The organism is Paraburkholderia sp. A1RI_3L, assembly GCF_048957895.1.
GTDB lineage: Bacteria > Pseudomonadota > Gammaproteobacteria > Burkholderiales > Burkholderiaceae > Paraburkholderia > Paraburkholderia kururiensis.
Map to the genome: position 1 here is coordinate 15,308 of NZ_JARCHA010000004.1, position 19,382 is coordinate 34,689.

Sequence of the window (19,382 nt, forward strand, 5' to 3'; positions counted from 1 at the left end):
AATGGTCAGGCTCATTATTGTTGACGATCATGCGATTGTGCGTCGCGGTCTGCGGCGCATTTGCGAGACGGACCGCGATCTGGTGGTGGCCGCAGAAGCAGGCAGCGGAGCGGAAGCCCTTGCATGGCTGGGCGCCAACCCTGTCGATGTCGTTCTGCTGGACATGACGATGCCAGGTGTCCATGGTGTGGATCTGATCAAGCAGATTGCATCGATCCGGCCGGCGTCACGCATCCTGGTTCTCAGCATGCATGCGGAAGCCGAGTTGGCGACACGGGCGCTGCGCGTCGGCGCTCATGGTTACCTGACAAAAGACGGCGACCCCGACGTCCTGATCACGGCTATCCATAAAGTGGCGTCTGGAGGAAAGTTCGTCGATCCATCGCTGATGGAAGCACTTCTGTTCGCGAAGCTCGATGCAGAGGTACAGACGATGTCCGCACTCAGCGACCGTGAATTCGAAGTGTTCAGGTTGCTCGCATCGGGGGCTTCCGTCACCGAGATCGCGGAACGGTTTTCGCTCAGCGCGAAAACGATCAGCACGCACAAAACGCGACTCATGCAAAAGCTCGGGCTGCGCAGCAACGCCGACATCGTACGTCTCGCGATTGCCGAGGGCATCATCAAGAACGACGCGCGATAGACAACGCGCGCTATCGAAGCTTGCAGCCCCCCACACGGGGGATAGTTGGCGCGTGTCTGCTGCCTGATACTGCGGCCGTTGCACACCGTCGCTGGCGACGCATGGCGTAGCTGGCCGAATAACGGTTCGGCGCACTTCGAAAACGCTACATCGAATGAAGGACACGCTCGGTGCGCTGTTGCCTGCGCTGAACGGTAAGACGGATGCGACGCATCTGGGTAGTGCGCTGGAACACCACCGCCATGCGAGCAAGGAACCGAACCTCCGCCTTCTTGATGTTTCACGCGGAGGGAAGCCGACAAACCGGAGGCTGAACATGAGCAAGAAGGTAGCGGATGTCATTGTCGAAGTTCTGGAGTCTGCCGGCGTCGAGCGCTGCTACGGCATCGTTGGCGATACGCTGAACCGGATTGCGGAGTCGATTACCGGGAGCAATATCGAATGGATCACCATGCGCCACGAAGAAGCGGGCGCGTTTGCCGCGTCCGCCGAGGCGCAACTCACGGGCGGGCTGGTCGCGTGTGCGGGGAGTTGCGGTCCCGGTAGTTTGCACTTCATCAACGGCTTGTACGACGGCCATCGCAACCGGGCCCCGGTAATCCTCATCGCCAGTCAACTGATCCGCAAGGACCTTGGCTTCCAGTCGGTTCAGGAGGTCGATTTCAAGAAAGTCTATGGCGAGTGCAGCGTGTATTGCGACATGGTTTATTCGTCCGATCAGGCGCGTCGCAAGACCGTCGCCGCGTGTCAGGCCGCGCTGACCCAACGCGGCGTGGCGGTGCTGATCGTCCCGGCCGACGTCTCGCGCGAAGACGCCGTCGACGAATTGCCGTTTAGCGTGCATGTGAGCAAGCCGGTCATCCGACCTAACGACGAAGAGCTCGACCGGATTGCCGCCATCCTCAACACGGGCGGCAACATCACGATCTACGGCGGCTCAGGCTGCATGGGCGCGCACGCGGAAATTATGGCGACGGCCTCGCGCCTGAATGCGCCGATTGCCCGCACCTCGCGTGCCAAGGATGCGCTGCAACCCGACAACCCGTACGACATCGGGATGACCGGACTGATCGGCAACGAAGCGGGCTACAAGGCGATCCTGGAATGCGACACCTTGCTGCTGCTCGGTGCCGATTTCGCGTGGAGCCAGTTCTACCCGTCGAATGCCAGGATCGTGCAGATCGATATCGACTCCAGTCACATCGGCCGTCGCCATCCGGTAGAGATCGGCGTAGTGGGCGACATCAAGGACACGCTGGCGGCATTGCTGCCTCGCCTGGTACAGCACGAGCGCACCGAATTCCGCGACACATTCGTGATGCGTTACCAGGAAGGCGAGCAGGCCGCCCGCGAACATGCCCGGCCGGGATATCACAGCGGGTTGTCCGGTATCCACGTGACAGAACTGATCGACAGGCACGCCGCCGAGGACACGCTCTTCGCCTGCGATGACGGCACGCCCGTCGTGTGGGCCTTGCGCCATATGCGGGCGAACGGCAAGCGCCGCTTCTTTACCAGCCTCTTGCACGGGACCATGGCGAGCGGCATGGCCTCCGCCATCGGGCTGCAAAAGTGCCAACCCGGGCGGCAGGTTGTCGCCCTGTGCGGCGACGGCGGTTTCAGCATGCTGCTCGGCGACCTGTTGACGATCGTTCAGGAGCAACTGCCGATCAAGGTGGTGGTATTCAACAACGGCAAACTCGGCTTCGTGGAAATCGAGCAGAAGGCCGAAGGCATGCTCAACACCTTCACGCATTTGCAGAATCCGGATTTCGGCAACGTGGCGAAGGCCGTGGGACTGTGGGGCCGGCATGTCGACAAGGCAGAAGACATCGAGGCCGCGGTGGTCGACTGGTTGGCCCAGCCCGGTCCGGCGTTGCTCGACGTCAAGGTCAACGCCATGGAACTGGTGATGCCACCGTTCGTCGCCGTCGAACCTGCGATCGGCATGGCGTTGTACACGGCCAAGGCGGTCCTGCACGGCAAGGGCGGCGAAGTGTGGGAGATGATTACCGAAAACTTCATCTGACGAACGGGCAGTTGGGCACTGATGTTCGGTCCCACGCTGCCGTGCAATCTGGGGTCTGTAAAACAGCGGGGCTTCCTGGCATCAGGAAGCCCCGCCGCGTTTCAGTGGGCCCGCTCGTGGGTTATCCGTCTTGCGATCCGTCTCGCGCCTCCCGACGTTGCGTGTCGGGTGCCCAGCCACCGCCCAGCGCCTGTATCAGGCTGACCGCAGCATCGAAACGATCCTGGCGCGACTGCACCAGTGACAGTTGGGCAGCAAGCAGATTGCGCTGCGCGTCCAGCTGGTCCAGGTAAGTGGCATAGCCTTCGCGGTATCGGCTGCTGGCAAGGGAGAAAGCACGTTGCAGGATGTCGCACGTGCGGGATAGCGATTCGTACTGTTCCCGATATTTCGCTGTGGCGGCCAGGTTGTCCTCCACCTCGCGAAACGCCTGCATCACCGTCTTCCGATAGGCGAAGGCGGCTTCGTCGCGACGCGCGGTGGCGACGTCTTCTTGCGATCGCAGCCGGCCCGCGTCGAGGAGTGGCGCGAGAATGCTGCCGCCGATCGACCAGACGCTGACCGGGCTCGCATCGACCAGCGTAGACCCGACAAAGCCGCCCATTGCAGACAACCGGATATCCGGCAGAAAGGCGGCGCGCGCGGCATCGAGTGTGTGGTCAGTGGCGGCGAGGCGCGCTTCGGCCGCTGCGATGTCAGGGCGGCTGCGCAGCACGACCGACGGCAGCGCGACCGGAATCTCCGGTAGCGTGAGTTGCTCGAAGCGGTGCGGACGCGCGATCGCGCCGGGTACGCGACCCAGCAATAGGCTCAAGCTGTTTTCCGCGCGCGCCATTCCAAGCTCGAGGCCCGGTACCCGTTGCACCGTGGATTCCAGCTCCGCTTGCGCGCGGGTCAGGTCGAGTGCCGTCGAATAACCGGCATCGAAGCGATGCTGCTCGATATGGAGTTCGTCGCGCCGCACCTGAAGGGTCTGCCGCACGATCGCCAGTTGGGCGTCGAGCGAGAGCAACGTAAAGTAGCTGGTCGCGACGGTGGCGGCCACCCCCAGCCGCACGGTCTGCCGCGCGTCTTCCGTGGCGAGGAGCGAGGCGCGCGCAGCCGCGCTGCTGGCCTTGAGTCTGCCGAACAGATCGAGGTCGTAGCTGGCCTGTACCAGCGCTTCGCCGGCGGCCTGTTCCTCGGGCACGCCGAATCCCGGATTGACGTTGCGTTCGCGACCGCCGTCGGCGGCAAGCTGCACGTTCGGCATACGCTGCGCCTGGGCATAGGCAAGCTGGGCTCGTGCCTCCTCGACATTGACCGCGGCCAGAGCAATGTCGTCGTTGTGCGACATCGCTTGCTCGACGAGGGCGTCCAACGTGGCGTCGCCGAACGACTTCCACCAGTCGAGCCGCAGTGTGTTCGTGCCGGCGTGGGTCGGCGCGCGCCAGGCCTGCGGCGCCTGAACGCCCGATTCGGCCGGCGCCTGCCTGCGCGGACCCGCGCAAGCGGCCAGTGCGGCACCGAGCAATACGATAAAACGACGACGTATCATGAGCGGCGCTGCGTATCGGTCGAGTTGTCGCGGCGAGCCGCGGCGCGCGTGTCGACGTCCGTGACCACCGACATCCCGGGACGCAGCCGCGCTGCGAGATCCTGGTGCGGATCGACGGTAATGCGAACGCCGATGCGTTGCGGCACCTTGACGAAGTTGCCGGTCGCATTGTCCGGCTTGAGCACGGAAAACTCGTTGGCCGCCGCTGGCGAGATCTGTTCTACATGCCCCTGCAACCGCGCGCCGTCGAGCGCGTCGACCGTAAAGCTCACCGGCTGGCCCACCCTCATGTGCGCGGTTTGCGCCTCCTTGTAGTTGGCGATGATCCAGCGTTCATCCGGCACCACCGCCATGAGTTGCGTGCCGTTCGTCACGTACTGGCCCAGTCGCACAGCGATTTCGCCCAACTGTCCGCTCTCCGGCGCGCGTATCACGGTGTGGCCCAGATCGATCTGGGCGGCATCCAACTGCGCCCTGGCTTCGGCGATGGCGGCCTGCAGGCTGAGGCGCGCTGTTTCGACCGTCAGGATGGCTTGCCGCGCCTGTTCTCGCGCTGCCTGTGTCTGCCGTAATTGCGCTTCGCCCAGCGCGAGCGCGGCAACGGCCTGGTCGCGCTCGCGCAAAGACACGGAGCCGTCGGCGACCAGTTTCGCGATGCGAGCCATGTCGGCTTTCGCCTTGGCCAACTGGGCCTGGGCGTTGAGTATGCCCGCGTCCTGGCTTTTCAAGGCTGCTTCGCTCGAAGCATGCGCCTGGGCGTTGTTGGCGAGATTGTCTTGCGCTGCCTGCAGCGCGGCCTGGGCTTGTTCGACCCGAGCGCGATAGCTGCTGTCGTCGATGCGAACCAGTACCTTGCCTGCTTGCACGTGCTCGTAGTCATGCACCGTTACCTTCGCGACATACCCGCTCACCTGCGGTGCAATGACCGTGGTGCGCCCGCGCACATAGGCGTCCTCCGTCGTTTCGCTGTGCAGTGAAAACCAGCCCCACGCGCGAGCGATGGCGAGCAGGGCGGTCAGCGCGATGACCGCGACGAATGCCGTTACCCAGAAGCGCCGGCGGGGCGGCGCCCATGTGGCGGACGTCGTGGGCGGAGAAGTCATGGCTGCACCTGTCGGGCGGATGGTCGTAGGTAATTGAAGAACAGCGAAAGGGCGACTGCGCCCGCCGTGCCGGCAGCAAGCGACGCCAGCAGGCGGAACACGTCGTCGTAGGCGAGTACGGACGACTCGCCGGATATCGACTGGTTCAGCAGCGCGCCGCCTTCGGCGGCGCGCATTGCTGGGTCGCTCACCACGGGGGCAACCGCGGCGGCGCCCGCCGAAAGACGGCTGCTCACGGCCGGCTTGCCGATCGCCAGTTGAGTTGCCAGGTCGTCGCTGTGCACGTGGGCGCGTTCGATCTGGTAGCTGCCCATCATGGCCGAACCGGCAAGCGCGCCGACGTTCTGCGTGATGCTGAAGACGACGACCAGCGTGATGTAGTGGTCGGTGCCTTTGCGCAGCATCTGGATGAATCCATACAGCATGGCGGGGCCGATGAAGAGCGTGGTGCCGAAGCCGATCAACGCCTGGCTGAGGTACAGCTGTTCCGGCCTCGTCAGGTTGTTGGCATGGCTGTCGAGCAATGCACTTGCGGCGATGCAGAGGGCCGCCAGCATGACGTGATAAGGCAGCCGTGCTTCGCTCAAGGTCAGCACGCTCACGGCCATACCGGCCACCATCGCCAGTGCCACCAGGACGAACAGGATGTGCAGCTGGTCGTTGTCGAGGCCGGCGGCTGACAGCAACCCGACCGAACCGAAGGTCTGCTCGGCGAGGGCGAGTCGCATCAGGAGCGCGATGCCGACGAAGCGGGCGATATTGACCGTGGACAGCCACTTCAGTTCGAGCAGGGGCCGCTTGCGGTTGGCCTCGATACCGATGCCGATCGCGAGCAGCAGCACGCAGCCGGCCAGCATGCGGCCCAGCCAGGGCGTGTCATGCCACCAGACCGAGCGTCCGAGGCCCAGCACTTCGCAGCCGAGCACGATGCCGGGCACCAGCAGCGCGATGCTGACGAAGTCGATCGGCTCGAAGGAGCGTGCCCGGTCACTGGGCGGTAAGGGCGCAAGCAGGATCGCGGCCAGTATCGCGAGAGGCACGGCCAGCTCGATGCAATGCATGCCTTGCCAACCGCCCGTGCTCAATAGCTCCACCGGTATCAGGCGCGCCAGCGGCGTGCCGAACTGCGTCAGGCTGATCCCGATGATGAGCGCCAGCGGACGGTGCTTCGCCGACATGATCACCAGGAAGTAGTAGATGGAAAGGCTGGTCAGCGCGCCCGTTTCGAGGCCGTTGGCAACGCGCGCTGCTACCGCCATGGGAAAGCCGGGCAATAGTAATTGCAGCGCAGCGACGAGCGCGTAGAGGATCAACAACCCCTGTGTGACCAGCGGAATGCCGAATTGCGCGCGCGCCTTGACCAAGGTGAGGTTCGCGCTCGCGTTCATTCCGAAATAGAGCGCGGGAAGCCAGCTCGCTTCTGCCGTATACAGGCCGAGGGAGCCCGAGATGGTCCCGAGATTGACGTTGGTGAGTGCGTTGGGAAAGGTCGTCATCAAACCGATGAACGTGCCGACCGCGGCATAGGCCAGCCGGCGCCGCGACGTCATCCGCGGGGTGTACGGAGAACCCGCCGACGTCGGCTTTTCGGAATCGGCGTAAACGTAGGCGCTCATTGCACTCCCTGCACTCCCCGGTTGCTTGAGGTGCAAGGCTACCTTGTGCGCTGGGGTGCGCTGTATCCCCCTGATTGGGGATGGCGCCGGAAATCATGGGGGAGCCACTACCGTTGATGCCGACGGCAATATCAGCCTGCGCTTCAGTGACCTTTGGAATGCACGGCGAGCAACTGCCGGTGGCGTGTTTCGGTTTCGTCATCAGCGGGGAACATGCATTCCAGGCGCAGCTCCTGTGCCACAACGTTCTGCGGGGCGCCAACGGTGGTGACCATCGAGAAGTATCGAAGCACGACTCCCTCGCTCATGAAGCCAATCGGAATGATGGGCATCGTAGGTGGGGTGTACGGCCCATGATGCATCTTCCAGTCGCGCGGCACGTCTGGATAGGCAAGCAGTTCGTCGAGCAGACGCCTGGTGCCGGCATCGACCATGTGGCCGACCGATTCCCTATGCACGCGTTGCAGCAAGCTTCGCGAGACGGTCTCCCAATCGGCCACGAATGGACGCATCCCCTGCGGATCGAAGATCAGATGCAGCATGTTGCGCGGGCCTTCGCGTGAGGCCATGTCGATGAAACAGTCGAAGAAGCGCGGCGCCGCGCTGTTGGTCATCAGAACGTTCCAGTGGCGATCCATCACGATCGCGGGAAAGGGCTCATGCTGGCGAACGACCCGTTCCAGCGCGCGGATGACGCTATGCATCTCCTGTGCGTCCCATGGCGCCTCTGAATACACGGGCGCGTAGCCAGCAGCGAGCAACAGGGCATTGCGCTCGCGCAGCGGCACATCGAGCGTCTGTGCAAGTGTCAGAAGCGTGTCCCGACCCGGCACGCTGCGCCCGCTTTCGATGAAACTGATCTGACGCTGCGAGACGCCTGCCTCGAGCGACAGATCGAGTTGACTCATGCCACGCACGTCGCGCCAATACCGCAGCAGGTCGCCGAGATCACCCGGCAGCGCTTTCGCATCGGGACGGGTGGCGCTCATCAGACTCCTCCCAATTGACATGGATGATCAAGGATGGCTCAGGGTACAGGCGCATGCCAGGCGAACGCCTCGAACTGCGCTTCGAGCGGAGGGTGCGTTACGCTGCTCGTGTAATTCGTGATCGTCGATGCGGCCACCACCGCAATGACCTCGAGTATCTGCTCGAGGCTGAACCCCGCTTCCAGAAAGCGTCGCTGGTCAGATTCGGCCAGGTGGCCGCGTTTTTCTATCAGCGTGCGCGCCAAAGCCGATAGCGCGGCCAGTCCAGCGTCGGCCGGCAAGGCACCGTGCCGGATCGCATCGATATCGGCGCGGTGTACGTCCTGCTTCAACGCGAGCGCCGTGTGAAACGCGACCGGCCATGCGCTGGCGTTCGCGACGGCGTTGGTGAGCAACACTGTCTGAATCTGCGGCTCGGTCAGGCTGCTTGCATGGACGCGCTGGAACAGGCCCATGAAGCCGTTGATCAGCACCGGCGACCCGGCCATCGTGGCCGCGATGTTCGGGATCAGCCCGAACGCCTCCTGCAATTGCTGGAGCACGGGCCTCGATTGTGGGGGAGCGGTTTCGATCGTGTAAGCGGTATAGCTGGACATGGTATTTCCTCGGCGATGAGCGCTACCGGAATGGAGGCGCGACAGCCGAAGAGTAGAAGCGGTCGTTCATTGCGCCAATTACATCCGATGTAATCAACGCGGCGAAGCATGGCATGCGGCGTATGAAATTGTCGTGCGTTCGTGGCCAGGCTGAACGACGGCTGTCGAAAGCAGAACTGATGTCAAAGCTTGTTGGTCGCCACACGACGCCGCGCGCATTGGCTCGACAGCACATCGGGCAAGAACCATCCGCGAAGTTCACCCCGCCGTCCCCACCCGGCAGGCGTGGTCCAGCAATCCCTCCGCCGTCCCTGTCCCATCGTCGCCGTCCAGACTGCTGTTCACCACAATCCATCCATCGCCGGCATCCGCCCCCGCGCCGGTCACGAGAATCGTCTGCGTGTCCATGGCCTGCCCATCCGGCAGGCTGCGCGCCACGACTCGGAAGGGATTGCTCGCGTCTTTCAGGCTCGTCACGCGCATGACGCGGTAGCGGTTGCCGTCCAGCGTCATTTCGCGCCACGTGTTGGGCGAATCGGTTCGATGGGGCGCGAGCGCGCTCGTCACGTCGGGCCGCAGGCAATCGATGTGGATATGCAACTGGTTTTGCGAGCGCCGATGCGCCGAGTTGATCTCGAGCCCGATCTGATCCGCGGCGAGCGTGCGCTTCACGCGCGTTTCGACGTAGTGCCGCGAGGTCCATGCGTCGGCCCAGTACTCGGGCGAGCCTGCGTAGAGAATCTCGGGGCTTTCGATGCCCGCAACGCGATCGGTCGGAATCAGCAGATATTGCGCAGCGCCGTTGATGTCTTTGAGCAGCGCGTAATGCGCCTGCAAATCCACCTTCGTGCACGGTCCCGGCGGCCGCGACGCCTGCGCGGCCGGCACGCATTGGCCGCCTACGATCTTCCACAACGCGTTCGAATCGACGGCGGCCAGGTGCGTGCACGCCGTGCTCGCCAGCACGGCGAGGCACGCGGCCAGCGCGGTGAATGCGATGGAAAGGGCGCGCGGCATCTGTGCGCGCGGCACGTATCGGGCAAGGGGCGCGCCGCTCATAGCACGGGCGCGGGCAGTGGGCCGAGAATCTGTTCGAACGCCATGCCGATGGCGAGCAGCCGGCGGTCGCTGCCGAGCGGTCCGTCCAGTTCCAGTCCCACCGGCAGTTTCGCGGACGTGAGGCCGGCCGGCAGCGAGAGGCCGGGCACGCCGGCGTTGCTTGCGGGGTCGGTATTGCGCAGATAGGCGTTCATCTCGTTGACGGGCGGGCCGCCGTCGATGGAGACGCTCGACGAGCCGTTCACTTCGTCGAGCGGCACGGCGGCGAGCATCGTGGTGGGAAAGAGCAGGGCATCGAGCCGGTGAGTCGCGAAGGTCTCGGCATAGTGCTGCTGGAGCTTCGGCCGCCACACGGTGATCGCCTCGTGGTACGCGTCGCGCCAGCCGCCGTCGAGTATCGCGTCGTAGGCGCGGCGCACGTCGGGGCTCGCGATACTCGCGGCAAGCGCGGCCACGGTCTTCACCGGCGCGCGGTTCGCGACGAGCCAGTCGTGCACGTCCTCGCCCGCTTCGTGGATCGCGACGGGGCCGCCCGTGCGTTCGTCGAGCATGAGCAGGTCCGCCATGGCCACTTCCACAAACGTCACGCCGGCCGCTTCGAGCCGCTTGAGCGCGTCGCGTGCCGTTGTCTCCAGCGCGCGTTCGAGGCCCTCCCACAGCGGCGCGGGCAGGCCGATTCTGAGCGTCGCGAGCGATACGTCGGGCAGCGTGGCGTCGCCCGTGATGACGCCGTCGAGCAGCGCGATGTCGGCGACGGTGCGCGCCATCGGGCCTACGGTGTCGCGTGTGTGCGAAATGGGCACCACGGCCTGCGGATCGTGATAGCGGCGCGCCGCGCCGCCGTCGCCCACCGAGGGCCTGAAGCCCGCAATGCCGGTCAGCGCGGCTGGAATGCGCGTCGAGCCGCCGGTATCGCTGCCGAGGCCGGCCGGCACGATGCGCGCCGCGATGGCGGCGGCCGTGCCGCCCGACGAGCCGCCGGGGATCAGCCCCGGGTCGTAAGGGTTGCGCACGGGGCCCGCGTGCGTGCTCAGATTGGTGCTCGTAATGCCGAGCGCGAGTTCGTGCATGTTGGCCTTGCCGAGCAGGATGGCGCCTGCTTCGAACAGACGCTTCGCCGACGGCGCGTCGTCAGCGGCCCTGAAGCCGGCCAGCGCGGGCGTGCCGCCCGTCGTGCTGAGCCGCCGCGTATTGATGTTGTCCTTGATGACGACGGGCAAGCCCGCGAGCGGCAGCAAGGCGCGCGCCTCGGGCGTCATGGAGTCGATGCGGCGGGCGTCGGCCAGTGCGCCTTCCACGTCGAGTTCGGTCAGTGCGTTGAGATTCGCGAGCGCCTGCGCTCTGGCGAGCAGTGTCGCGACGTAATCGGTGGCCTTCAGACGGCCTGCCTGGATGGCTTGCACGGCCTGCACCGCGGTCAAGGCGAGTTGTGTGTCGACGCTCCACGTCATGCGCAAGGCTCCTCACCCAGGTTTGTCATCGTTTCAGAAAACGCAGCGCGAAGCGCGCGACGGCGGGCATCACCGAAGGACGCACCAGCCTTGCGTCGTAGCCGCTCATGCGCCGCTCGTTTTCTTCGAGGCACATGTCGAGGAGCGCTTTCGGCGTCAGCGTTGCGTTGAGCGTGCCGCGATTGGCGGCAAGAAAGTTGGAGTCGTGCACGCCGCCGTCCGCGTCGATGCCGCGCGCAATGGCAAGCCGTTCGCGCACGAGCGCAATCCAGATTGCCGCCACGCGCAGCGTGTGCCACGGACGCCGCCACCACGGCAGATTGCGCCGGTACCAGGTCACCCAGTTCACGAAGAAGAGAATGTGGCGCGCTTCTTCCTGGATCACGGGCTCGAAGGTTTCGACAAGCGGCTCGGGAAAGTAACCCGATTCCCGCGCGGCGCGAAAGAGCCCGAAGGCGAAGAAGCTGTCGATGCATTCGCTGTAGCCCGTGAGCATCCAGGCCCATTCGGCGTCGCGCGGCTCGATGTAGTCGGGCTCCGGCGCAAGCGCGATGCCATAGGCCTGCACGAGCTTCGAGAGCACGACCTTGTGGCGCGCTTCCTCGTCGGCGTCGAGCGCGAGCGCTTCGGCAAGGAGCGGCTCGCGGATGCTCGCGGCGTAGGTCCTCACGCGGACCGAGGCGCGGCCTTCGGTCTGCACGGCCATGTCCCAGATGGGCAGCGACGTGAGGCGCGCAAGCGCGTCGGGCGCGAGCGGCGGCCAGTCGATGACGGCGGGCTTGTAGGGGTGGTGGGTGTCAAGCAGCATCCGGCAGAACATGCGCCGGTGGTCATCGGAGCCGATGCGCACGGGACCGGGCGTGTCGAACGTCCAGTGGCGGAACGCCGTATCGGCGTCGGCGTGGTCTTCTGCAACATGCGACAGGGTATCGGACATGGAGCGCGAGAGCAGGCGGCGAGGATGCCGCCTATTCTGTCACACCCCTCGCAGCGGCGCCGTGACGGCGGCAATGCGCGGCGCGCTGGGCCGGTTACTGTCCGCGTTTGCGGTTGTCGATCCACCGGCGGCCCCAGCGGGACGCATAGGCGAGGGCATGTTCCTCGTCGAAGAAGTAGTCGAGGGCATCGAACGAACGCGCGTCGCTTTCGTTGGCGGCGGCGGTTTCCGTGGCCACGCGTTCGATGGCGACGCGCTCGATGGTGAGGCCGGCGGCGAAGAGGCCGTTCGGCAGACGCTGGGCGACTGGCGTGACCGCGTAGCCCTTGTATTGGATGGCCCGGTTCATGGTGCTCGCGTGCAGGGTTGCTTCATTGGATGACTGAAGAGCAGCCTACGGCACGCAACGCGGCGGCGGAACCAATCTTTCTTCGCAAGCAAATCGATGGCGGTGTGGAACGCTCATGAGGGACGAGAGAGACGAGGATGAGCGCCTCGCCTGCATGCGCGAGCTTCCATGGCCGAGCGCGAAGGCCCGGCCCGTCGCCCTCGGCACGTCGTCAACCGGCAAGGCTCAGCAGCCGCGCACTGCGATGCGCCGCCGATGCGACTGCCTCATCCTCTTCTTCGGCGCGCCCCGCGTTGAACGCGATGGCGAATTGCGCGGCCTGTTTGCCCACCGTCGCCAGTTGATCGACCACCTTCGGGTCCGAACACGTGTGCGGCGTCTCGAAGCGCGTCTCGAGCGTGTTGATGCCGGCGCCGAACGGCGTAGGCCAGCCGCGCAACGCATGGACGATGGAGCGCAGCGAGGTCAGCACCGAACCCGCGGCCTGCCAGCCATAGGCCGTGACGATGCAGCCGACGGCGCGTCCGTCGAGATAGGGCCGCTCGTCGTTGCGCAGTTCTTCGAGCGTATCCAGCGCGTTCTTCACGAGGCCCGAGACGCCGCCGTGATAGCCGGGCGTGGCGATGACGAGCGCGTCGGCGGCGCGTACGGCTTCGATCAGTTCGCGCTGCTCCTGCGTGCGTTCGGGGTTTTCAGGCGCGTAGTGCGGCAACCGATGCAGAAACTCGCCGCCGAAGCGTTGGGTGCGCGCGCCGGCGCTTTCGGCGCCGCGCAACGCAAAGTCGAGCGCGCGCTCCGTGGACGACGCAGCACGCGTCGTACCGCCAATGCCCACGATGAGCGGCCGGCGGGAAGAATCGAAAAGGGTCAACGCAATGCTCCTTCGTTAGCGGAAGCCGGCGCGCTCGCGGCGCGGGGAACGCGCGACGGCAAGGGACCGGACAGGGGAAGCACGAAGCCGAAATCAAGGCAGGCTGTAAGCCTGAACCGCCATCTTAGTGACCGGGGGTAGCCGCGCGAACCGACTTTTCGTGCTAACGATATGAGGCGACGAGGGTATTGCAGCGCGGGGAGAGGAAGATGAGAGATCGCGCGCGAGCGCCGCGATAAGCATATGCGAAAGCATTCGTTGTGAAAGCGGGCGACGACTGGCTACGATGAAGCCGTCTCCTCTTTTGATGACACTCCTTGACATGGGACTGGGCTCCGGCCACCGGAAGGTGCCGGAGTTTTTTTTTGTGAGGTCCGCGTGCAGCCGCAGCGCTATGTGGGCGCGGCGCTACGTGGACGCGGCGCCATCGCGCCTTCAAACCTGCATGATGTTTCCGTCCGGCCCGATCTTGCGCGGAATGTCGTGATCGAGATCGAGTGGCCGTTTGGCGCGGCCCGCGCCTGCCCCAGCGCCGGTTCCATTGCCCGCAGCGCTGCCCGAGCCGGCCGCAGCCGGATCGGCGACTTTGCGCGCCGTGGTGTGGTCGCCGTTTTGTGCCCGCTTCTGGCGCGACCCCTTGCGCGCGCCGGCCGCCGGCTTGTGCAGGCGCTGCCGCGCTTCGGGTGGGTTCCACACCTCGACGTAGTGCTCGCCGGCCAGCGCCGGCAAGCTGAAGTCGAACAGCAGGGCGCACAGCACCGCACCCGTCAGAATGAATCGCACGTCGTTTCTCCGTATCGCCGTAGCGCCCGTTGTTTCGCAGTTCATGGGCGGCGGCAGTGCGCGCCGGTTCCCACACACGAACCGTCGCAGCCTGGGCAGTAATACCGGTCGCGCACCGCGGCGTCCACCACCCACGACTGCGTAGACGCCGGCGCCCGCGTGCCGACTGTCCGACCGTTCTCCGCCGCGAAAAAAGCCGGCTCGCCAGCCTTGCCGCGATGGACGGCTTCTTCGATCACCGCGTCGCCGAATGCCTGCCGCAACTGCGCGACGAACGCCGCCACCTCCGGCATGGGGTGCGTGATGGGGTGCGTGTGGGCCGCTGTGCCGGGCGGCACGCGCTGCGCTTCGTTACCGGCAGCGTCGCGTGTGCCCTGCGCCGCGTTGCCGTTGCGCATAGCGTGAACCCCTGTTTCCATGGCACCCATGGCACTCCGTTCCGGCAGGAATTTTCTCTGAAAAATACTCGCGCGATGTGAACCGGCGGCACGCAGCATACTGTACATTTATACAGGATTCTCCATAAACCGCAAGCTGGAAGTTCCAGCAGGTGAGGCCGCCCATGCAGATCACGGTGACGATTCCGCCCGACCGGCTCGACCCGGAAGGCGCGCAGGAACTGGCCCGCATTCTCGGCTGCGACGCTGCCGCGTTGCCCGGCGTGCTGGGCCGGCATGCCGAGGCGGCGCTGAGCGAATACCTTTCCATGTACCGCGGGCAGAAGGTGCTCAAGCGCGGCAGCGACATGCTCGAATACCGGCTGTACCTGCTGATCTCGATTGCGCTTGCGGGCCGCATTCCCGACGAGCAGTTCGTCTCCGCGCTGTTCCAGACCACGTCGGCGGAAAGCCGGCGGCTGATCCGCTCGGTGCTCTCGAAATATCAGTATCAGTTGCAGGAAGGGCTGCGGGCCACCATGGCGGCGTCCATGACGAATCTCGCCTACGACCGCGAGGGCGGCGTCTACACCATGGTGCTCAACAACACGAACATCGTGGACGAGCTGAACAAGCTGCTCGCCGCCGCCGACGGCACGCTCACGCCGGTCACGCGCCGGCGCGGCAGCGTGTCGACCTACGACATCCGGCCGTCGAGCTACGAGCAATTGTGCAAGCTGCTCGGAGTGCCGCCGCAGACCGATCATCTCGGCGATGGATGAAGCCAGCCGGGCAACTGGAACGCTTGAGCGCTGAAACGCCAAAGCACCAAAGCACCAACCGCAGCCCAAAGGAGGCCCGCCCGCATGACCGACCTGCTTGCCGCCGCGTCGCTCCTGACCGCGGCTGTCACCGTGCTGTATGGCTTGTGGTATCCCGAGATTGCCCGGGCGCTGGAAATGCCCGTGCCGGCGCGCGCCGCCGACGCCGGGCCGCGGCGGCATCAGGTGAGGATGGTGCTGCGCGCCCGCGTCGTGCCGCTCGCGGTGCTCTCGGTGTGCGTGGCGCTGGTGTTCGTGCCGGATGCGCTCGGCATCGTGCGCGAGGCCGTTTCGCTCGTTTCGCACGAGCCGCTGGCTGCGCTGCACTACGATTCGCGCAAGACCGCCGTGTGTCTGATCGTGGTGTTTTCGCTCGGTCTTGCGCTGCACATCGTGTTGCTGGCGTGGCGTACGTGGCGGCTGTTGCTGAGGCTCACGCCGTCGTGAACGGCACGCGGCGTTCAACCCGCCGCGCTCAACTCGCGACGCTTATCGCGTCACCCTTATCGCGTCACCCGTGCCGCGTCGCATTCACCCCGCCAGTTCCCCCCGTTCCGCCCTGGGTAGCCAGCGCGCCGCCGTCGGGCTCCGTGCGCCGCTTGCGGCCCGCCTTCGCGCCCGCACCGGCGCCTGTGCCGTCGGACTTGCGGCGCGTTGCCTGCCGTTCGATCACGCGTTGCAGCAGGCAGAACGCGCAGAGCAGGGCGCCGATCACGATGCGCGTCCACCACGAGCTGAGCGTGCCGTCGAAGGTGATGAGCGTCTGGATCGTGCCCAGAATCCCCACACCGAACACGGAGCCGATCACGTAGCCCACGCCGCCCGTCAAGAGCGTGCCGCCGATCACCGTGGCCGCAATCGCATCCAGTTCCATGCCCTGGCCCTGCAAGCCGTAGCCGGAGAGCACGTAGAGCGTGAACACGAGCCCGCCCAGCGCCGAACAAAAACCGCTGAACGCGTAGACGAGCACCTTCGTGCGCGCCACGGGTAGACCCATCAGCAGCGCCGAGCGCTCGTTGCCGCCCACAGCGTAGACGTTGCGTCCGAAGCGCGTGTAGTGCGCGATATAGATGGCGACGAAGAGCGTGACGATGGCCACCAGCGCGCCCGCGTTCAGCGACCCGCTGCCGGCGCGCACGCTGAAGCCGGCAATCGCGTGAAAGGCGGGGTCGTTGATCGTGATGGATTGCGTCGTGATGAGAAAGCACGTGCCGCGCGCGAGGAACATGCCCGCCAGCGTCACGATGAACGGTTGCAGCTTGAGGAAGTGGATCAGCGCGCCCATCGCGGCGCCGTAGAGCGCGCCGAACGCGAGCACCACCACCACGATGGCCCACACGGGCCAATGCAGCCGCTCGGAGCCCACCGCGCACAGAATCGTGGTGAGCGCGAGCACGGCGCCCACCGAAAGGTCGATGCCGCCCGAGACGATCACGAACGTCATGCCGATCGCGATGATGAGCAAAAACGAGTTGTCCACGAGCAGGCCGAGCAGCACCTGCAGCGAGAAGAAGCCCGTGTACATCACCGAGCCGAAGCCGAACAGCGCGGCGAACAGCATGACGGTGACGGCGATGGGCAGCGTGCGCGGGTCGATCAGCGGACGCAGCCAGCGCTCGCGCAGCGGGCGGCGCGGTCCGGAATTGAGGGCGCTCATTCGGATGCCTCGACGATAGGCCGGGTCCGCGCGGCAGGCAGGACACGTTGGAGATGGCGCGCGAGCAGCGCGCGAATGGTGGCCGACTGGATCACGCTCACCACGAGCACGACGGCAGCCTTCACGACGAGCGTCGCTTCGGGCGGCACGCCGATGGAGTAGGTGGTGTACGTGAGCGTCTGGATGATGAGCGCGCCCAGCACCGTGCCGGCGAGGCTGAAGCGCCCACCCGCGAGCGACGTGCCGCCCAGCGTGACGGCGAGAATCGCGTCGAGTTCGAGCAGCAGGCCCGCATTGTTGCCGTCGGCGCTGCGCACGTTGGAACTGGCGAGAATGCCGGCCACCGAGGCCGCCAAACCGCAGAACACATAGACGCCGAACACGATGGACGCCGAACGCAGGCCCGCAAGACGCGTGGCAACCGGATTGATGCCGATGGCGCGAATGAAGAGCCCAAGCGCTGTGCGGTTCACGAGCAGCGCCGTCGCGATGATGGCGGCCAGTGCGATCCACACCGAACACGGCACGCTCACGAGGTAGCCGTCGCCAAGCACGAGATAGCCGGGCGCGCCGATCGGAATGATCTGGCCGCCTGTGAGCAATTGCGCGATGCCGCGGCCCGCCACCATCAGGATCAGCGTGGCGATGATGGGCTGCATGCCCACGAACGCGACCAGCAGCCCGTTCCACACGCCGGCCGCGATGCCCGTGCCGAGCGCCGCGGCGAGCGCGAGCCCGACTTGCGATGGGTCGTCCGCGAGCACCGTTGCCGCTGCGGCGCCCGCAATCGCCACCACCGCGCCCACCGAAATGTCGATGCCGCGCGTCGCGATCACGAGCGTCATGCCGAGCGACACGATCACGAGCGGCGCCGCGCGGTTCAGGATGTCGATAGGCGCGCCGAACAGGTGGCCGTCCAGCATACGGATGGAAAGAAACGCGCTGTTGTGCGCGAGATCGAGCAGCGTGAGCAGCACGAGCGTGACCACCGGCCACACGAGCGGATGCGCGAGCGCCGTTCTGACGAGTTTCATCGTTCGCCTCCCGCAATGAGCCGGTAGACGTGGTCTTCGGAGGCCGCCTCGGACGTCACTTCGGCGACCTTGCGGCGGTCGCGCAGCACGGCAATGCGGTCGCTCACGCGCACCACCTCGCTCACTTCCGACGAGATGAACAGAATGGCGAGTCCCTTCGCGCAGAACGACAGCACGCGGTCCATGATTTCGAATTTCGCGGCCACGTCGATGCCGCGCGTGGGTTCGTCGAGAATCAGCATTTTCGGTTCGGTGGCGAGCCAGCGCGCGAGCAGCGCCTTTTGCTGGTTGCCGCCCGAGAGCAGGCCGATGGGCTGTTCGGCGTCGCGCGCCTTGATGCCCAGCAGCTTGATGTAGCTGTCCGCCATCTCGCGCTGCTTTGCGCGGCCAATGGCGCGCCACCAGCCGCGCCGTGCCTGGAGCGCGAGCACGATGTTTTCGCGCAGCGGCAGGTCGGCGATGATGCCTTCTTTCTTGCGGTCTTCCGGGCAATAGCCGATGCCGTGGCGCACCGCGTCGTGCGGCGAGCGCAGCTTCACGCGTCGTCCGCCGATGCTCACTTCGCCGCCGTCGGCCTTTTCCGCGCCGAAGAGGAGCCGCGCCGTTTCGGTGCGGCCCGAACCGAGCAGCCCGGCGAGCCCGACGATCTGGCCTTGCGCGATGTCGAGATCCACGGGGTTCATGAGCCCGCGCCGCGAGACGCCGCGCATTTCCACGAAGGGCCGCGCGTCGCCCGTGGGCGCTGCCTTTCGCTCTGCGACGTCGCGTTCCAGCCGCTCGCTCATGCCTTCATGACCCACCATCTTCGCGACGAGTTGCGTCATGGGCAGGTCTTTCGCGAGGTATTCGCCTTCGCGTTCGCCGTTGCGCATCACGGTGATGCGGTCCGACACCGCGTAGGTCTGTTCCAGAAAGTGCGTGACGAACAGGATCGCGATGCCCGAGTCGCGCAGCTTGCGCAGCACCGCGAAAAGACGCGCCACCTCGCTGTCGTCCAGACTCGAGGTGGGCTCGTCGAGAATCAGCACGCGCGCATCCACGGACACAGCGCGCGCGATGGCCACCATCTGTTGCACGGCGACGGGATACGCGTCCAGCGAACGCGTGACGTCGAGCGTCACGTTGAGCGCCGCCAGTGCATCGGCGGCGCGCGCGTTGATGGTCTTCCAGTCGATCGCGCCCCGCCGTTTCGGCTGGCGGCCGGCAAACACGTTCTCCGCCACAGAAAGGTTGGGGCACAGGTTGATTTCCTGGTAGAGCGTGCGAACGCCGGCCGCTTCCGCTTCGAGCGGCGTCGCGAAACTCACTGCCTTGCCGTCCAGCCGGATCTCGCCGGCGTCGTGAGCATGCACGCCGGTGAGCACGTTGATGAGCGTCGACTTGCCGGCGCCGTTCTGGCCCATCAACGTGTGGATCTCGCCGGGAAAGAGCCGGAAGTCGACCTGGTTGAGCGCCCGCACGCCCGGAAAGGACTTGCTGACGCCCGTCGTCTCGAGTATCGCGTTAGCCGCCATGTATGTGCCTATGCGC

19 protein-coding genes are annotated in these 19,382 nt (G+C 65.7%); 4 read left to right on the forward strand and 15 right to left on the reverse strand.

All coding sequences use genetic code 11. The annotated features are described in order from the left end of the window. Position 1: 1 nt before the first annotated feature. The gene (locus PXJ20_RS12925; protein ID WP_421032149.1) at positions 2-643 is read left to right on the forward strand and encodes a response regulator; all 642 of its coding nucleotides are present in this window, start codon (positions 2-4) and stop codon (positions 641-643) included. A gap of 154 nt (positions 644-797) precedes the next feature. Further along, positions 798-2,672, forward strand: a complete 1,875-nt coding sequence (locus PXJ20_RS12930) for a thiamine pyrophosphate-dependent enzyme (RefSeq protein ID WP_421032150.1) — start codon at positions 798-800, stop codon at positions 2,670-2,672. Positions 2,673-2,793: 121 nt separating this feature from the next. Here the strand turns inward: PXJ20_RS12930 and PXJ20_RS12935 are convergent, their stop codons facing one another. The 12 genes from PXJ20_RS12935 to PXJ20_RS12990 all read right to left on the reverse strand — a co-directional run bounded on the left by PXJ20_RS12935 (position 2,794) and on the right by PXJ20_RS12990 (position 14,391). Then, positions 2,794-4,185: an efflux transporter outer membrane subunit gene (locus PXJ20_RS12935; RefSeq protein ID WP_421032151.1), complete on the reverse strand. Its 1,392-nt coding sequence runs from the start codon at positions 4,183-4,185 to the stop codon at positions 2,794-2,796. A gap of 20 nt (positions 4,186-4,205) precedes the next feature. Next, complete coding sequence (locus PXJ20_RS12940) at positions 4,206-5,312, reverse strand: HlyD family secretion protein (RefSeq protein ID WP_421032152.1); 1,107 nt, start codon at positions 5,310-5,312, stop codon at positions 4,206-4,208. After that, positions 5,309-6,928, reverse strand: coding sequence for an MFS transporter (locus tag PXJ20_RS12945; protein WP_421032153.1), 1,620 nt, complete (start codon positions 6,926-6,928; stop codon positions 5,309-5,311). The genes PXJ20_RS12940 and PXJ20_RS12945 overlap by 4 nt, the downstream gene beginning before the upstream one ends. Positions 6,929-7,071: 143 nt before the next feature. Further along, positions 7,072-7,917, reverse strand: a complete 846-nt coding sequence (locus PXJ20_RS12950; protein WP_421032154.1) for a helix-turn-helix domain-containing protein — start codon at positions 7,915-7,917, stop codon at positions 7,072-7,074. 38 nt (positions 7,918-7,955) lie between these two features. Next, positions 7,956-8,513, reverse strand: coding sequence for a carboxymuconolactone decarboxylase family protein (locus tag PXJ20_RS12955; RefSeq protein ID WP_421032155.1), 558 nt, complete (start codon positions 8,511-8,513; stop codon positions 7,956-7,958). A gap of 258 nt (positions 8,514-8,771) precedes the next feature. Continuing rightward, the gene (locus PXJ20_RS12960) at positions 8,772-9,572 is read right to left on the reverse strand and encodes a CDP-diacylglycerol diphosphatase (RefSeq protein WP_421032156.1); all 801 of its coding nucleotides are present in this window, start codon (positions 9,570-9,572) and stop codon (positions 8,772-8,774) included. Next, positions 9,569-11,023: an indoleacetamide hydrolase gene (iaaH, locus tag PXJ20_RS12965; RefSeq protein ID WP_421032157.1), complete on the reverse strand. Its 1,455-nt coding sequence runs from the start codon at positions 11,021-11,023 to the stop codon at positions 9,569-9,571. Before iaaH ends, PXJ20_RS12960 begins: the two co-directional genes overlap by 4 nt. Before the next feature lie 25 nt (positions 11,024-11,048). Next, positions 11,049-11,960 carry a ferritin-like domain-containing protein gene (locus PXJ20_RS12970; protein WP_421032158.1) on the reverse strand — a complete coding sequence of 304 codons (912 nt, stop codon included), beginning with the start codon at positions 11,958-11,960 and terminating at the stop codon, positions 11,049-11,051. Positions 11,961-12,054: 94 nt separating this feature from the next. After that, entirely contained in the window at positions 12,055-12,309 is a 255-nt protein-coding gene (locus PXJ20_RS12975) for a transcriptional regulator (protein WP_421032159.1), read from the reverse strand. A gap of 211 nt (positions 12,310-12,520) precedes the next feature. Next, on the reverse strand, positions 12,521-13,180 hold the full coding sequence (locus PXJ20_RS12980) for an NADPH-dependent FMN reductase (RefSeq protein ID WP_017775521.1): 660 nt from the start codon (positions 13,178-13,180) through the stop codon (positions 12,521-12,523). Positions 13,181-13,615: 435 nt separating this feature from the next. Continuing rightward, positions 13,616-13,963: a hypothetical protein gene (locus PXJ20_RS12985; RefSeq protein ID WP_421032160.1), complete on the reverse strand. Its 348-nt coding sequence runs from the start codon at positions 13,961-13,963 to the stop codon at positions 13,616-13,618. Between the two features lie 41 nt (positions 13,964-14,004). Beyond that, complete coding sequence (locus PXJ20_RS12990; RefSeq protein WP_413215027.1) at positions 14,005-14,391, reverse strand: hypothetical protein; 387 nt, start codon at positions 14,389-14,391, stop codon at positions 14,005-14,007. A 134-nt stretch (positions 14,392-14,525) separates the two neighbouring features. Here PXJ20_RS12990 and PXJ20_RS12995 point away from each other — a divergent pair, with 134 nt between their 5' ends. Together PXJ20_RS12995 and PXJ20_RS13000 are read left to right on the forward strand one after the other, a co-directional pair. Continuing rightward, positions 14,526-15,122, forward strand: a complete 597-nt coding sequence (locus tag PXJ20_RS12995; protein ID WP_017775524.1) for a hypothetical protein — start codon at positions 14,526-14,528, stop codon at positions 15,120-15,122. Between the two features lie 84 nt (positions 15,123-15,206). Further along, complete coding sequence (locus tag PXJ20_RS13000) at positions 15,207-15,608, forward strand: hypothetical protein (protein WP_017775525.1); 402 nt, start codon at positions 15,207-15,209, stop codon at positions 15,606-15,608. A gap of 64 nt (positions 15,609-15,672) precedes the next feature. On the opposite strand, the gene yjfF is transcribed toward PXJ20_RS13000, so the two are convergent. Genes yjfF through PXJ20_RS13015 form a run of 3 tightly spaced genes read right to left on the reverse strand, consistent with a single transcriptional unit; the run spans position 15,673 to position 19,366 of the window. Further along, positions 15,673-16,818, reverse strand: coding sequence for a galactofuranose ABC transporter, permease protein YjfF (gene yjfF / locus PXJ20_RS13005; RefSeq protein WP_421032161.1), 1,146 nt, complete (start codon positions 16,816-16,818; stop codon positions 15,673-15,675). After that, the gene (locus PXJ20_RS13010; RefSeq protein WP_421032162.1) at positions 16,815-17,852 is read right to left on the reverse strand and encodes an ABC transporter permease; all 1,038 of its coding nucleotides are present in this window, start codon (positions 17,850-17,852) and stop codon (positions 16,815-16,817) included. Before PXJ20_RS13010 ends, yjfF begins: the two co-directional genes overlap by 4 nt. Continuing rightward, a complete protein-coding gene (locus PXJ20_RS13015) occupies positions 17,849-19,366 on the reverse strand; it encodes a sugar ABC transporter ATP-binding protein (protein ID WP_126877225.1) in 1,518 nt (505 codons plus the stop codon). Before PXJ20_RS13015 ends, PXJ20_RS13010 begins: the two co-directional genes overlap by 4 nt. Between the last annotated feature and the right edge of the window lie 16 nt (positions 19,367-19,382).